The sequence below is a fragment of the Parathalassolituus penaei genome (genome assembly GCF_026626885.1).
In the GTDB taxonomy this organism is placed as follows: Bacteria; Pseudomonadota; Gammaproteobacteria; order Pseudomonadales; family Oceanobacteraceae; genus Oceanobacter; species Oceanobacter penaei.
The window spans coordinates 112,773-126,737 of sequence record NZ_JAPNOA010000026.1 but is presented as its reverse complement, the minus strand read 5'-3'; the positions used below and the strand labels follow the sequence as shown (position 1 = coordinate 126,737).

The following is a 13,965-nucleotide window of genomic DNA, read 5'->3' as shown; positions in this document are numbered from 1 at the left end:
GACAGGAGTCACCATGCCCGTTCGCCTTGGATATTCCGATACTGCTTACGAACAGTTGCCAACCGTAATCGCCCATCGCGGCGCCAGCGGCGAAGCCCCTGAAAACACCCTGCCGGCCTTTGAACTGGCCGCCAGCCAGGGGGCACGCTGGCTGGAAGTCGATGTTGCCATCAGCGCCGACGGCCAGGCAGTAATTTTCCATGACGAACGCCTCGAGCGCTGCACCGATGGCAAAGGCTGGCTGCTGAACCAGAACCTGGAAGACCTCCAGCATCTGGATGCCGGCCTGTGGTTCGGCAAGCAGTTCCGCAATACCCGCATTCCGACGCTGGCCGAGCTGCTGGATTTTGCCGAAGAGCACGACCTCGGCCTCAATCTGGAAATCAAACCGGTGATCGGTCGCGAAGCGGAAACCGTCTGGGCCATGCGTCAGGAGCTGATTCGCCACCCGCTCCATCAGCCGGTGTTATTGAGCAGCTTCAACACCACTGCGCTGAAATGTGCACGCACCCACCTGCCACACCTGACCCGTGCGCTGCTGACCGAAGCGATTCCCCGCGACTGGCAACAACGCCTGCAAGACCTTGAATGCTCGGGCTTGCACTTCTGCGCCGACCTGATCGAACCTGCGGCTGTCGAACAAATCCGGACGGCGGGCTACCGTGCACTGGCCTACACGGTCAACAATCCCGACCAGGCATTGCGCCTGTACGACGCCGGAGTCAACGCAGTATTTACCGACTTCCCGCAACGTCTGCTAAAATCCGCGACGATTCCGGATCGACACCACTAGCCTGGTGAAAAAAACGATCAGATAAACGGCTTTTTATGCTGGATTGAAATTACCATATAGATAAATAGTCGTTTTAAGAATAAAGAACCTTTGTTAAGGTTCGCGACCATCGCATAAAACCCTCTTGTAACCGAGACACTATGTACCAATACGACGAGTACGATCAGCAGATCCTGAACGAGCGTGTGGCCCAGTTCCGCGGTCAGATGCAACGTTTCCTGGATGGCAAGATCTCCAACGAGGAGTTCCTGCCACTGCGCCTGCAGAACGGCATTTACATCCAGCGTTACGCGCCAATGCTGCGTGTGGCTATTCCTTACGGCGCCCTGAATGCTACCCAGATGCGTACTCTGGCCCGCATTTCCCGCGATTACGACAAAGGTTACGCTCACTTCAGTACCCGTCAGAACATCCAGTTCAACTGGCCACAACTGGAAGAGTGTCCGGAAATCCTGGCTGAACTGGCTGCCGTGCAAATGCACGCCGTTCAGACCAGTGGTGCCTGTATCCGTAACACCACCACCGACGAATACGCCGGTGTGATTGCAGAAGAAATCGTGGATCCACGTCCTTACTGCGAAATCATTCGTCAGTGGTCGACTTTCCACCCTGAATTCGCCTTCCTGCCACGCAAGTTCAAGATTGCCGTGAACGCCGTTCCGGATGCTGACCGTGCCGCTACCATGGTGCACGACATCGGTATTCACATCGTGCGTAACGAAGCTGGCGATGTTGGCTACCGCGTGATTGTGGGTGGCGGCCTGGGCCGTACTCCAATCATCGGCGAAGTTATTCGTGAATTCCTGCCAGAAGAAGACCTGCTGACCTACCTGGATGCCATCATCCGCGTATACAACCAGTTCGGACGTCGCGACAACAAGTACAAGGCCCGTATCAAGATCCTGGTAAAAGCACTGGGCATCGAACGTATGGCCGAGCTGGTTGAAGCAGAATGGGATCGCATTCGTAACAGCGAAGGCAAGCTGACCGCAGCCGAGCTGGATCGCGTAAAACAGCATTTTGTTGACCCGGCTTATGCCGATCTGGCCGACGAACCAGCCGAGCTGGTTGCTGCCCGCACCGAGAATGCTGCGTTCGCACGCTGGCTGCAGCGCAACGTGCGCAAACACAAAAAAGCCGGTTACGCCGTTGTTACCCTGACCCTGAAGCAGAAAGGCACCCCTCCAGGTGACGTGACTGCCGAGCAGATGGACAGCATCGCGACTCTGGCTGACGAATACAGCTTCGGCCTGATTCGCTCGACTCACCAGCAGAACCTGGTTCTCGCTGACGTGGAACAGCGTCAACTGTTTGCACTGTGGCAACAAGCCAAGGCACTGGGTCTGGCCACCCCAACCCTGGGCCTGCTGACCGACATGATCTGCTGCCCGGGTGGCGACTTCTGCTCCCTGGCCAATGCCAAATCCATTCCGGTTGCCCAGGATATTCAGGTTCGTTTTGACGACCTCGACTATCTGCACGATCTGGGTGAAATCGACCTCAACATCTCTGGCTGCATGAACGCCTGTGGTCACCACCACGTTGGCAACATCGGCGTACTGGGTGTTGATAAGAAAGGCGAAGAGTTCTACCAGGTTTCCCTGGGCGGCAGCTCTGGCAGCGATGCATCCTTGGGCAAAATCCTGGGTCCATCTTTCGCTCGCGAGCAGATGCCAAACGTTATCGCCAAGATTCTCGATTTCTACGTAGCCAAGCGCATTGACGGCGAAACCTTCCTGGAAGCCTACCGTCGCATTGGTCACGACCCGTTCAAGGAGGCCGTATATGGCAAAGCTGATTAAGAACCGCGCATTTGTCGAAAACGACAAATGGCACCGCGTTGCCGATGACCAGCCTGTAAACGAATACAGCATCATCACGCTCGAACGCTGGAATACTGAACACCACGACCTGCAACGTTTTGCCTCTGCTGGCAAACTGGGCCTGTGGCTGAGCAGCGAACAGACCATCGAGCAGTTCGAAGGTGTATTCCGTAACTTCGGTGTTATCGCCATCGACTTTCCGAAATTCACCGATGGCCGTGGCTACTCTGCCGCTCGCCTGCTGCGTGAACGTCTGGAATACTCTGGCGAAATCCGCGCCACCGGTGACGTATTGATCGACCAGCTGTTCTTTATGCAGCGCGTTGGTTTTGATGCGTTTGAGCTGCGTGACGATCAGGACGAAGCCGAAGCACTGAAGGCTTTCACCACCTTCAGCAACCCCTACCAGGGTGACGTTGCCGACCAGCGTCCGCTGTTCCGCCGTCAGGCTCGCGGCTGATCATTCGATCAGACAACAGCACCACTTCACTGGCAGCTTCGGCTGCCAGTGTTGTTTTTATACCTCTGCTTTATTGCTTCAGCCCCACTTTCCCACCCAGCACAAAACATTCCTGACCATCCGTTCCAGCGCTGGCCCCCTGCCATCAAAAAACGTACTCTGTTATTGCAGAACAGGGGTATGACCATGCAGCAAGACATTGTTTTCTCAATCTTTCTGGTTTTTGCCGGGGCGACCGTGCTGGCCACCTTTGCACTGTTTACACGCCAGCCAGTACTCATCGCCTACATAGCGTTGGGAGCGATTGTCGGCCCTTATGGCATCGGCTGGATTGAACATCCGGAACAGATGGAAGAGATGTCCCACATCGGAATTATTTTCCTGCTCTTCCTGCTGGGGCTCGATATGCAGCCGCGCGCGCTACTGGCCGTTCTGAAACAGGCATCTACCGTTGCTCTGCTCAGCTCGTTGGTATTTTTTGCCGGCGGCTTCGGCCTGACCCTGCTGTTTGGTTATAGTCAGATGGACGCCATCATCATCGGCCTTGCCATGATGTTTTCCAGCACCATTATTGGCCTCAAACTTCTGCCAACAACCGTTCTGCACCATAAACACATGGGTGACCTGATGGTCGGCCTGCTGCTGATTCAGGACATGCTGGCGATTTTCACCCTGATCCTGCTAGGCGTACTCAAAGGCGAAGGTGATATGCCAGTCTGGCAGCCATTCGTAGCAGTCCCTATTCTGGCCGCCAGCTGCTACCTCATTGTCCGTTTTGTATTACTCCCCCTGATCATGCTGTTTGATCGCTATCAGGAATACCTGTTCATCCTTGCGATTGGCTGGTGCCTGGCCTGTGCGGAAGCCGCCAACCTGATCGGCCTTACGTATGAAATCGGCGCCTTTATTGCGGGCGTATCCTTGGCAACCAGTCCGATCGCCCAGTTTATGGCCATTAGCCTGAAGCCCCTGCGCGACTTCTTCCTGGTCATGTTCTTCTTTGCCCTGGGCGCAGGCGTCAACCTCGCTATGCTGTCGGATGTCGCCATCGCCGCGATCTGTCTGGCGCTGATGGTATTGGCATTAAAACCCGTCACGTTCAGGGTGCTGCTGCAAAACTCCAGTGAACGACCGGAGCTGGCATGGGATGTTGGCTTTCGCCTTGGGCAGATCAGCGAATTTTCGCTACTGATAGCGTTTGTAGCGGTTGAGAGCCAGCTGATGAGTGACAAGGCATCATTACTGATTCAGGCCACGGCCATCATCACCTTTGTGTTGTCGAGTTATATCGTGGTGTTCAACTACCCGAACCCGATTGCAGTGAGCGACAAATTACGCCGCGACTGACCCGTACTTCCCATACACGGCCCTGCCGACAGGCAATAAAAAACCCGGCAATGCCGGGTTTTTTATTGCAGACCAATATCAGCTTTTGCTGACCGTCTGTTTTTGCACTGCCGTCAGCACCTTGGTCAGCGCCGACTCAAAACCAGCCTGTAACGCCAGACCAAACTTCTCCTGCAGAGACTTCTTGTACTCGTAACGCACAACAAACACATCCGAGTTGTCACAAGCCGCTACCAGATAATCATCACTGGTACCCAGATCATCAATCAGCTTGAGGTCCAGCGCCTGCTGGCCGTACCAGACTTCACCGTTGGCAACCGCATCCACATCCAGAGCCGGACGGAATCGACGGATATGATCCTTGAACAACACGTGAGTCTGATCGAGATCAGACTGGAATTTTTCACGTGCCTTCGGCGTATTCTCACCAAACATAGTGACAGTGCGCTTGTATTCACCAGCCGTGTACAGCTCGTAATCAACATCGTACTTTTTAAGCACTTTGCTGAAGTTAGGCAGCTGTGCCATCACACCAATGGAACCCACCAGGGCAAACGGCGCGGCAATAATACGATCAGCCAGACAGGCCATCATATAACCACCACTGGCTGCCACTTCATCAACACAGATGGTGAGATGAATGCCACGATCACGAATACGCTTGAGTTGGGATGCCGCCAGACCATAGGTGTGAACCATACCACCCGGACTTTCCAGACGCAGCACCACTTCATCCTCAGGGCGCGCCTGAGTCAGAACCGCCGTGATTTCGTGACGCAGAAAATCGACGTCGCTGGCCTGCACGTCGCCGTTAAAGTCGAGAACGTATACGCGCTTGCGGGATTCTTCTTCTGGTTCTTCCTGAACCTCCTTGTTGCGCTTTTTTTCAGCCTTGGCTTTGGCCTTCTCTTCTTTTTCGCGTTCTTTATGCAGCGCTTTCAGTTGTTCTTCATCGTAGATGGAAACTTCAATTGCGTCTTTGTAGTCTTCGAGCTCGTCATTGAAGCTCCGCAGCGTCAGTTCGCCGTCCTGACGGGATTTGTGACGAGAACTCATATTGGCGATCACGCCAACCAGTATTAACAGGGCCCCTACAATCGTTACGGTCTTGAGCAAAAATGCTCCGTAATCGGCGATAAAATCCACTCAGAAATCCTTGGTTATTGCGGCTGGAAAAGCGCAAGCATACCGGATTCCAGCCGGGCAACAAGGGCAGTCTGCAGCCAGATCAGATTCATACGATCGTTTGAATCCAATTGACAGGACCAAAGCCAACCCCTAGAGTGAAAACACAGCTCGTCTTGTCGCTGGCAGGTTCTGCCAACCAGCCGCCAGCAGCGAATGACACACTAACAATAAGGAACAGCCATGACCTCTGTCGCCGACATCATCAATATCCTTAACGCCCGATTCAACAGCGAAGCCGCTGCCGACATGGACTCGGTTTTCCAGTTTGAAATCGAAGATGGCGATACCTACCACATCATCGTAAAAGAAGGCGCCTGTGCCGTTGTGGAAGGAGAACATGATGATCCGGATGTCACTCTGGTCATGAACACAGAAACCCTCGCAGGCATCGCCAGCGGTGAAACCAGCGGTATGCAAGCCTTTATGGCCGGTCAGCTGCGTGTCGAAGGCGACATGATGCTGGCCACCCGTATCAGCGACCTGTTCCCATCCTGATCACCAGATGCCAAAAAACCAAAAGCCCGGTTAAATACCGGGCTTTTTATTGGCTTGCCCCAATACCGCTCTTACCAGTTCCCCTTCAGAGCCTGCGTTGCCACGTCATTCAGAGGCGAGGTTTCAAGACCGTTCTGCCCAATCAGAATCGTGTAGTTGGCGCCGTTTACCAACGGCATGAACTGCAAACGCCACACATCACCATCCAACCACAGATTGGCATCGCGAAATATACTCCACAAATTCACCCAGCGAGACTCAGACAAACTCACTTGTTGTTTGTGGGACGTGCGCTCTTGCTCCAGCGAGAGATATCGACCTTCCAGAGAAGCCGGACGATACGCCGGCAAATCCGATACTGACGAGCCAGGACCCCGCCACGCAAGAGTCTGCAGTTCCAGCTGCCATTGCTCTCCCTGAATCTCATAGCGAGCAGAATGGCCATTAGTGGCACTCACCATTTCTACCTCATAAACTTGAGGTTCAAGTTGATAGGTGGTAACGGTATAAAGCACTTCACCAGAGTGTGCTTGCCGATAGGATGCCGCATCAATTGCCGAAAACACCAACAGGACACTGACCACAATCATCACAATCCCGAGGTTACCTTTCAGCCACTGAACGAACCATTCCTTGCCAACCCACATTTTGGCGACAATCAGCAGCAACACCAGCGCAACGGCAGACAGCGAAACAACCAGTACGCTTTGAATCATGGCTTACCTCTGCAGATGGGTCAGGCTTTCTTCGGCCAGACGAATCGCATCGTCAGCACCGGTCGCCTGGCCGTTGAGGGAGTCGATAAAATATTCAACCGCCGTGATCGCGTCAGCAAACGCTTCCATCTTGTGATCAGGCACAGGGCTCTGAGCCGTCAACACCTGGGTGGTAATGAACTTCTCAAGTGCGATCAGAATGTCGTATACCGGCTTTTTATCAAGAAACAGCATGGCACCGGCCACGTCCATCAGGCTCTTGCCGACGTTATTCACGTGCATCTTGTCACCTTCGGACTCCAGATAGCTGCCAATAGCGCGCTTGATCATGGCAAGCGCGGTCATGGACTCCTGCAGCACGGAAATACGCGCCTCTTTCAGACTCACCGGATCAACACTGGCGTCCCTATCCAGTCCCTGCTGGGACACAGCAAGCAACCCCTGCTCCAGTTGAATGATTTCATCAGCGATTGACGATACTTCATCTCTCAGACTGGCAGCGCCACGAGCTTTGAGACGACGAGCCAACCCATGAGCACGCTCTGCCTGATCCAACAGATTGGTAATCACAAGTGTATCGCCAATCCGCCCTAGCGATGCCAGCAACTCAACGAAGTCTTCTTCGCTCAGCTCAACGCGCTCGATCACGTCGATCTGATCCTTGATCACTTGCAACTCTTCACGTAGCGCCGTGGTCAGTGATTCAAGTGCAGCATAATCAGGGCCATGTAGCTGGGCTCGAAACGATGCCAGATCCTTCTCTCGGACATTCGCTGACAACTGAAACTCATTCTGGACTTCACACACGCGATCAGAAACCGGATCCGCCAATGCTACAAGATAAACAAACTCCTTCAGCAGCCAGTCTGCCTGTTTTTCAGCAAAGGCCTTTCCATCCGTTTCCTGAATCCGACGTGCCAGACGGTCAACCTGACTGAGTAGCGCCATTCGTGATGGTGTCAGTTCAAATTCCGGCTGGGAAATGGCGTCAAGAGCTGCCAGCACAACATGCCAGAACAACCAGGACGCCCCGCCACGACTGGCTTTTTCATAACGCTGAATGGCACGCATCATCACCATGATCGGACCGCGACGGCCCTGATTCCGCATCAGACCAATCAGACCGAGCTGAAACATCTGACGAACACGACGATACGGGAAGCGCACAGCCCCCTGCTCCGGACGCGGAGACTGGACGCTTGGACGCAGATTAACCAGGAAGAAATAGGCATCCGGCAGTGCTGCGTCGTTGCGTTCACGACGAATCATGTTAATGGTCGGAACCAGGAGGCCGGGAGGCAACGGTACACCGGCACCAAGCATATCGACGAAACGCTTCAAAAACAGAATCGATTGGGTAAAAGTTGTCAATGTGCCAACTGACAACGGCTCGCCACGTGCCATACGGCCTGTTTCGGCGAACTCTTCACACACTCGCTCACCCGCACGAAAATCGAGCAGCTTAAAGGTTCCACGAACCTGCTGAACTTCAGCCATGAAGGCTTTTAGACTTTCCTGCGAACCGGTTTCGCAGTAGACGGAAAGATGATTGGCGGCCTGATCCAAGGCATTGGCCACTTCGGCTTTTACCAGATTCAGGGAGGAAGCAAACTGGGACTCTTCGCTACGGATCATTAATTCTGCCATGAATGTAGGTCGCGTTAAGGTATCTTTGGGCTCGTATTCTAGCGACATTCGCACTTATGCGCTAAACGTTTTAGAAGGCCTGAAGTTCAGTTGTTCACAGAATAACAACGAAAATGGCCCGACCGGTCGCACAAGATGTTGCCCGATAACGTCAGTAGTTCAACGTACGTGGACCACCTTGGTTGCAAAATATGTGAAACCATTTAAATTGCGCCGCGCCCCAGAAGGGATTTGATTAAGGAAAAATCCATGCAAGCGACACTAAAACATGCATTTGCCAATAATTTTTTGGGGAGTGCACCGGTTTGGTACAAGCAAACCATCCTTGCTTTTCTGCTGATCAACATTGTCAGCCTTTATACCGCGGGTGCTTACATCACCGGCTGGTTACTGATTATCGAATTCATATTCACCCTGGCCATGGCGTTGAAATGTTATCCATTACAACCCGGTGGTTTATTAGCAATTGAGGCCGTTCTGTTGGGAATGACTCCCGCTGAAATGGTCTATGAAGAAGCTCTCGCCAACTTTCCTGTTGTGCTGTTGCTGATCTTTATGGTCGCAGGCATTCATTTCATGAAAGACTTGCTGCTTTTCAGCTTCACCAAGATATTGATTGGCGTACATTCAAAGACAGTTCTGTCACTACTATTCTCGATCGTTGCCGCCCTGCTGTCAGCATTTCTCGATGCACTCACCGTTACCGCCGTTCTGATCGCTGTTTCAGTGGGTTTTTACAGCGTTTACCACCGCGTTGCCAGTGGCAAGAACTTCAATAGTCAGCACGATCACGGCTCCGATCATGAGCTTAAAGAGCATCATCGCCTGGATCTGGAAGAGTTCCGAGCCTTTTTGCGTTCACTGATGATGCATGGCGCAGTCGGAACCGCGCTCGGTGGCGTTTGCACACTGGTCGGCGAACCGCAGAACCTGCTGATTGCAAAAGTAGCGGGATGGGAATTCGGTGAGTTTTTCGTACGAATGGCGCCAGTTTCAATGCCTGTGTTATTTGGTGGATTATTGACCTGCATCATTCTTGAGCGCACCAAATGGTTTGGATATGGCGCCGCATTACCGGCAGATGTACGAACCATTCTGGAAGAGTTTGATGCCCGCCAATCCTCTCAAATGACCACAAAACACAAAGCTCAGCTGATGGTTCAGGCGGTTACCGCTATATTTTTGGTAATCGGATTAGCAATGCATCTGGCTGAAGTTGGCCTGATCGGCCTGACTGTCATTATTTTATTGACCGCATTTAATGGCATCACCGACGAACATCAACTGGGCAAATCGTTCGAAGAGGCCCTGCCATTTACAGCACTGCTGGTGGTGTTTTTCAGCGTGGTTGCTGTTATTCATGCACAACACCTGTTCACTCCTATTATCGACTGGATTCTCAACACCGAGAACGTTCCGCCTCATGCCCAGCCCGGAGTGTTTTTCCTGGCCAACGGCCTGTTGTCGATGATCAGTGACAATGTTTTTGTTGCGACTGTCTACATTACCGAAGTGAAAAATGCACTGACACACGGCCATATCACCCAGGAACAGTTCAACCATCTGGCAGTGGCTATCAATACCGGCACCAACCTGCCAAGCGTTGCTACCCCTAATGGCCAGGCCGCCTTCCTGTTCCTGCTGACTTCGGCACTGGCTCCGCTAATTCGTCTGTCCTATGGACGCATGGTAATCATGGCGCTGCCGTACACGATTGTGATGACTGGCATCGGCTACCTCACCGTCACCCTGTTTCTCTGATCAGAGTATCGGTTACAGCATCCTGGCCAACGTCAGGATGCTTCACCTTCATTACTGCGACGCCAGACACACCCACCGCTCTTTTTATCCAGCAAATTCAGCATTTTTTCATGCGCCTCAAGCTCCTGCCCAGTGGCACACACCACCAACAGTTCGCCCGCATCCGCCGGCTCCAGCAAAAGATCGAGATCGATCTCTTCCTGCTCATCATCTTCATCTTCATCTGCCAGCAGCAATGCCGTCTGGCCACCCGTCATTGCCAGATAAACATCAGCCAGAATCTCAGCGTCAAGCAAAGCGCCGTGCAGCTCACGATGGCTATTGTCGATGTCGTATCGTTTACAGAGCGCGTCCAGACTGGCACGCGCGCCCGGATGCATTTCCCTGGCCAGCTTTAACGTGTCAAGAACTGTGCAAAAGGTCAGCGTTTTGGGCAACCCAAGACGGGCAAACTCAGCATCCATCATGCCGACGTCGAACGCTGCGTTATGAATCACCAGCTGAGCGCCATCAATGAATTCGCGAAACTCATCCACGATACGGGCGAAGTTTGGTGCCCCCTGGGATTTCAGCCATTCATTGGTAATGCCGTGGACTTCAGCCGCCTCGACATCAATATCGCGCTCGGGATCAATGTACTTGTGAAAATGACGCCCGGTCAGTTTTCGCTCAATTACTTCCACACAACCGATTTCAAGAATCCGGTGCCCCTCACCAATACCGGTGGTTTCAGTATCCAGTACAACCTGCCTCATACTTTCACCTCTTGCACACCACGATTGGCGAGCTGATCCGCGCGCTCGTTCTCAGCATGGCCAGCATGCCCTTTCACCCAGCGCCATTCGATATTATGACGGGAACAGGCTGCATCCAGAGACTGCCACAGATCCTGATTCTTGACGGGTTCGCGTGCAGCGGTTTTCCAGCCATTTCGCTTCCAGCCTGCCAACCACTGATTAATGCCTTGCTTGACGTACTGGGAGTCGGTTGTCAGAACCACTTCACATGGACGAGTCAGGCAGTTCAACGCCTGAATAGCGGCCATCAGCTCCATACGGTTATTGGTGGTATTGGCCTCGCCGCCGTACAACTCTTTCTCAGCCGAGCCAAAGCGCAACAACGCTCCCCAGCCACCGGCTCCCGGATTGCCCTTGCAGGCGCCATCAGTAAAAATTTCGACTTTCATAATTCTCCACAACCGTTCATTCCGCCGCGCCCGGCACCCGCGCCGCCGGAATTGCCATACCAAAGCCGGGGTCGAGCAGCTGCCAGCGCCGCGGACGTATAGGCGTCACACCAGCGACCGTTTTACGCGCCACAAGCACATAGACATTCGCAGGCAACCAGCGCGTCCCCGCCAACACCCGATCCATTCTGCGCGAAATGTGCTCCGGGGCCACTTTCAGAGGCCACAAATGCGCAACCGGCGTGATCGACTCCACCCGAAATTCAAGCAGGGTCAGCCAGTCACGCAGGCGTTCAGCCGCTACACTGTTAACCACCCAGGGCATACGTGTCGAAAACGCCATCGCCGTGCGCAACAGACCAAACAGACTGACCGGCGAAAAACCGGTAATCACCAGATACCCCCCCGACACCAGAACGCGTGAAGCCTCACGAATCATCTGATGCGGGCGTGCCGTCAGATCCAGCCCGTGCTGCATAACAACCACATCCAGGGCCTCGTCAGGCAAAGGCCAAACGTCATCATTCATACGGGCATGACAGGTAATTTCAGGCTGCCAGGGTAGTCCCATCCGGAATGGATGACTGCATCTGGAACGTTGCAAGAACAGTGGATTGTCGTCAATCCCCAGGTAAAGCAGGTGGTTACCATGCAGCCCTGAAAGCGCATCACGCAACCATCCAGCCTCCAATGCCAACAATCTCTGCGCCTGGACTGATCCAACCCACTGACCATAAGCCTCTGATTTTATTCGAATTGCCATTCAAACCCCGTTAAAGAATTGTAAAACTCATGACATGACGCACAGCTTTACACCTTTGACTGACATAGAAGCTTGCCGTGAACAACCTGTGTGAATAGACTGTCCCACAAATCAAACGACATTGTATTCCCATGCGACATCTGACACTACCATGGGTGATCGCCACGCTGACGTTGGCGCTCACAGCCTGTACCAATAAACCGGTGCAGATTCTTGCAGAAGACACAGACGAACCAACGCCTACCTGGCAGCCACACAATAGCTCCGACACCGTTTCACTGGGCTACGAGTGGCAGCCACAACCAGGCGACCCTGAATTCAACGACGTCTGGGACCGAGTCCTCGACAACTTCAATATGGATCTGACCGACAACGATCGCATTGCTGAGCAACGTAACTTCTATGCCAGCCGCAGCGGTTTCATTGAACGAGTCAGTGAGCGCAGCTCGCCTTATATCTACTATATTGCCGAACAAATTGAGGCAAGACGCCTGCCAGGCGAACTCGCCCTGCTGCCGTTTGTTGAAAGTTCCTACGACCCTTATGCATATTCACCAAGTCAGGCCGCAGGCGTCTGGCAGTTCATTCCCGCAACCGGCAACGTGTTTGGTCTGCGTCAGAACTGGTGGTATGACGGCCGTCGCGATGTTCGCGCCGCAACCAATGCCGCACTCGATTACTTGTCTTCCCTTTCGCGCCAATTCAACAACGACTGGTACCTCGCTCTTGCAGCCTATAATGCCGGCGCTGGCACCGTGTCCCGCGCAATCAAGAAGAATGAGGATGCCGGAAAGCCAACCGATTACTGGTCGTTGGACCTACCGAAAGAAACCCGCAACTACGTTCCAAAACTGCTGGGTCTAGCCCAGATTCTGAAAAGCCCACAGCAATATGGCGCTCGCTTTACACCGGTCAACAACCAACCATACTTTGCAGTCGTCGACACCGGTGGCCAGATTGACATGTCACAGGTTGCCGAAATGGCTGACACCAGCCTGAGTGAAGTGCAACGCCTGAATCCCGGATTCAACCGCTGGGCAACTGCACCAGACGGCCCGCATCAGATTCTGGTACCGGTCGACAACCAGCAATCCCTGGAAGCAGCCCTGATCAACCTGCCGGCTGACCAACGCATACACTGGAATCAGTACAAGGTACGCTCTGGTGACAACATCGCCAGCATTGCCCGTCGCTACCAGAGCAGTACTGACGCTATTCGCACGGCCAATAAGCTGGCCAGCAATAACCTCAAGGCCGGCCAAATTCTGATGATTCCAGGACCTAAAGGTGGAGAGCCCAGTAACACGATAGTGGCAGCAGCGCCGAAACCCAACAACAGCTCCCGCACATCCCATGAAGTGGCATCCGGTGACACATTGTGGGCAATCGCTTCGCGCTACAACGTTGGCGTACGCGATTTGGCTAGCTGGAACGGGCTTGATACCGATTCGCCACTGTCCGTAGGCCAGAAGCTGACCGTATGGAAATCAGCGGAAGGAAAATCGCCTTCACGAGCCGTTCGTGACGAGCTGCGCAAGATTAACTATAGCGTTCGCGGTGGTGACACTCTGAACTCGATTGCCAACCGCTTCCGTCTGGATATCGCTGATATTCGCAAGTGGAACCCGAATTCCGCAAAGGGCAAATATCTGTATCCCGGCCAGCGCCTGACCCTGTACGTAAACGTAGTGCGCTGATTCTCGCGAATCCAGCAATCACAAACAAAAACGCCTGCAGAAGCAGGCGTTTTTGTTTTATATCTTATCAGGTGGCAGCCACTACAGGC

Annotated in this window: 13 protein-coding genes; 7 read left to right on the top strand and 6 right to left on the bottom strand. The window is 53.4% G+C overall.

Annotation, left to right across the window (positions count from 1 at the left end; all coding sequences use genetic code 11):
* Positions 1-13 precede the first annotated feature (13 nt).
* The 4 genes from OUO13_RS09560 (at position 14) to OUO13_RS09545 (ending at position 4,423) form a co-directional block, all read left to right on the top strand.
* The gene (locus OUO13_RS09560) at positions 14-793 is read left to right on the top strand and encodes a glycerophosphoryl diester phosphodiesterase (RefSeq protein WP_283173651.1); all 780 of its coding nucleotides are present in this window, start codon (positions 14-16) and stop codon (positions 791-793) included.
* A gap of 140 nt (positions 794-933) precedes the next feature.
* A complete protein-coding gene (locus OUO13_RS09555) occupies positions 934-2,595 on the top strand; it encodes a nitrite/sulfite reductase (RefSeq protein ID WP_283173650.1) in 1,662 nt (553 codons plus the stop codon).
* Positions 2,579-3,076 carry a DUF934 domain-containing protein gene (locus OUO13_RS09550; protein ID WP_283173649.1) on the top strand — a complete coding sequence of 166 codons (498 nt, stop codon included), beginning with the start codon at positions 2,579-2,581 and terminating at the stop codon, positions 3,074-3,076. The genes OUO13_RS09555 and OUO13_RS09550 overlap by 17 nt, the downstream gene beginning before the upstream one ends.
* Before the next feature lie 186 nt (positions 3,077-3,262).
* Positions 3,263-4,423 (top strand): cation:proton antiporter, encoded by a 1,161-nt coding sequence (locus OUO13_RS09545; protein WP_283173648.1) that lies wholly within the window; start codon positions 3,263-3,265, stop codon positions 4,421-4,423.
* Positions 4,424-4,501: 78 nt separating this feature from the next.
* On the opposite strand, the gene sohB is transcribed toward OUO13_RS09545, so the two are convergent.
* Positions 4,502-5,569: a protease SohB gene (gene sohB / locus OUO13_RS09540; RefSeq protein WP_283173647.1), complete on the bottom strand. Its 1,068-nt coding sequence runs from the start codon at positions 5,567-5,569 to the stop codon at positions 4,502-4,504.
* A 222-nt stretch (positions 5,570-5,791) separates the two neighbouring features.
* Between sohB and OUO13_RS09535 the strand changes: the two genes are divergently transcribed.
* Positions 5,792-6,106, top strand: a complete 315-nt coding sequence (locus tag OUO13_RS09535) for an SCP2 sterol-binding domain-containing protein (RefSeq protein ID WP_283173646.1) — start codon at positions 5,792-5,794, stop codon at positions 6,104-6,106.
* A gap of 71 nt (positions 6,107-6,177) precedes the next feature.
* Here OUO13_RS09535 and OUO13_RS09530 read toward each other — a convergent pair whose 3' ends face one another.
* Positions 6,178-6,822 (bottom strand): hypothetical protein, encoded by a 645-nt coding sequence (locus OUO13_RS09530; RefSeq protein WP_283173645.1) that lies wholly within the window; start codon positions 6,820-6,822, stop codon positions 6,178-6,180.
* 3 nt (positions 6,823-6,825) lie between these two features.
* Complete coding sequence (locus tag OUO13_RS09525; protein ID WP_283173644.1) at positions 6,826-8,469, bottom strand: FimL-related protein; 1,644 nt, start codon at positions 8,467-8,469, stop codon at positions 6,826-6,828.
* A 249-nt stretch (positions 8,470-8,718) separates the two neighbouring features.
* On the opposite strand from OUO13_RS09525, the gene nhaB reads away from it, so the two are divergent.
* Positions 8,719-10,230, top strand: a complete 1,512-nt coding sequence (nhaB, locus tag OUO13_RS09520) for a sodium/proton antiporter NhaB (protein ID WP_283173643.1) — start codon at positions 8,719-8,721, stop codon at positions 10,228-10,230.
* A gap of 32 nt (positions 10,231-10,262) precedes the next feature.
* On the opposite strand, the gene dnaQ is transcribed toward nhaB, so the two are convergent.
* Genes dnaQ through OUO13_RS09505 form a run of 3 tightly spaced genes read right to left on the bottom strand, consistent with a single transcriptional unit; the run spans position 10,263 to position 12,179 of the window.
* The gene (dnaQ, locus tag OUO13_RS09515) at positions 10,263-10,985 is read right to left on the bottom strand and encodes a DNA polymerase III subunit epsilon (protein WP_283173642.1); all 723 of its coding nucleotides are present in this window, start codon (positions 10,983-10,985) and stop codon (positions 10,263-10,265) included.
* Positions 10,982-11,416 carry a ribonuclease HI gene (gene rnhA, locus OUO13_RS09510; protein WP_428982330.1) on the bottom strand — a complete coding sequence of 145 codons (435 nt, stop codon included), beginning with the start codon at positions 11,414-11,416 and terminating at the stop codon, positions 10,982-10,984. Before rnhA ends, dnaQ begins: the two co-directional genes overlap by 4 nt.
* A gap of 16 nt (positions 11,417-11,432) precedes the next feature.
* Complete coding sequence (locus tag OUO13_RS09505) at positions 11,433-12,179, bottom strand: class I SAM-dependent methyltransferase (protein ID WP_283173641.1); 747 nt, start codon at positions 12,177-12,179, stop codon at positions 11,433-11,435.
* Positions 12,180-12,310: 131 nt separating this feature from the next.
* Between OUO13_RS09505 and OUO13_RS09500 the strand changes: the two genes are divergently transcribed.
* Entirely contained in the window at positions 12,311-13,876 is a 1,566-nt protein-coding gene (locus tag OUO13_RS09500) for a LysM peptidoglycan-binding domain-containing protein (RefSeq protein ID WP_283173640.1), read from the top strand.
* Positions 13,877-13,965: the final 89 nt, after the last annotated feature.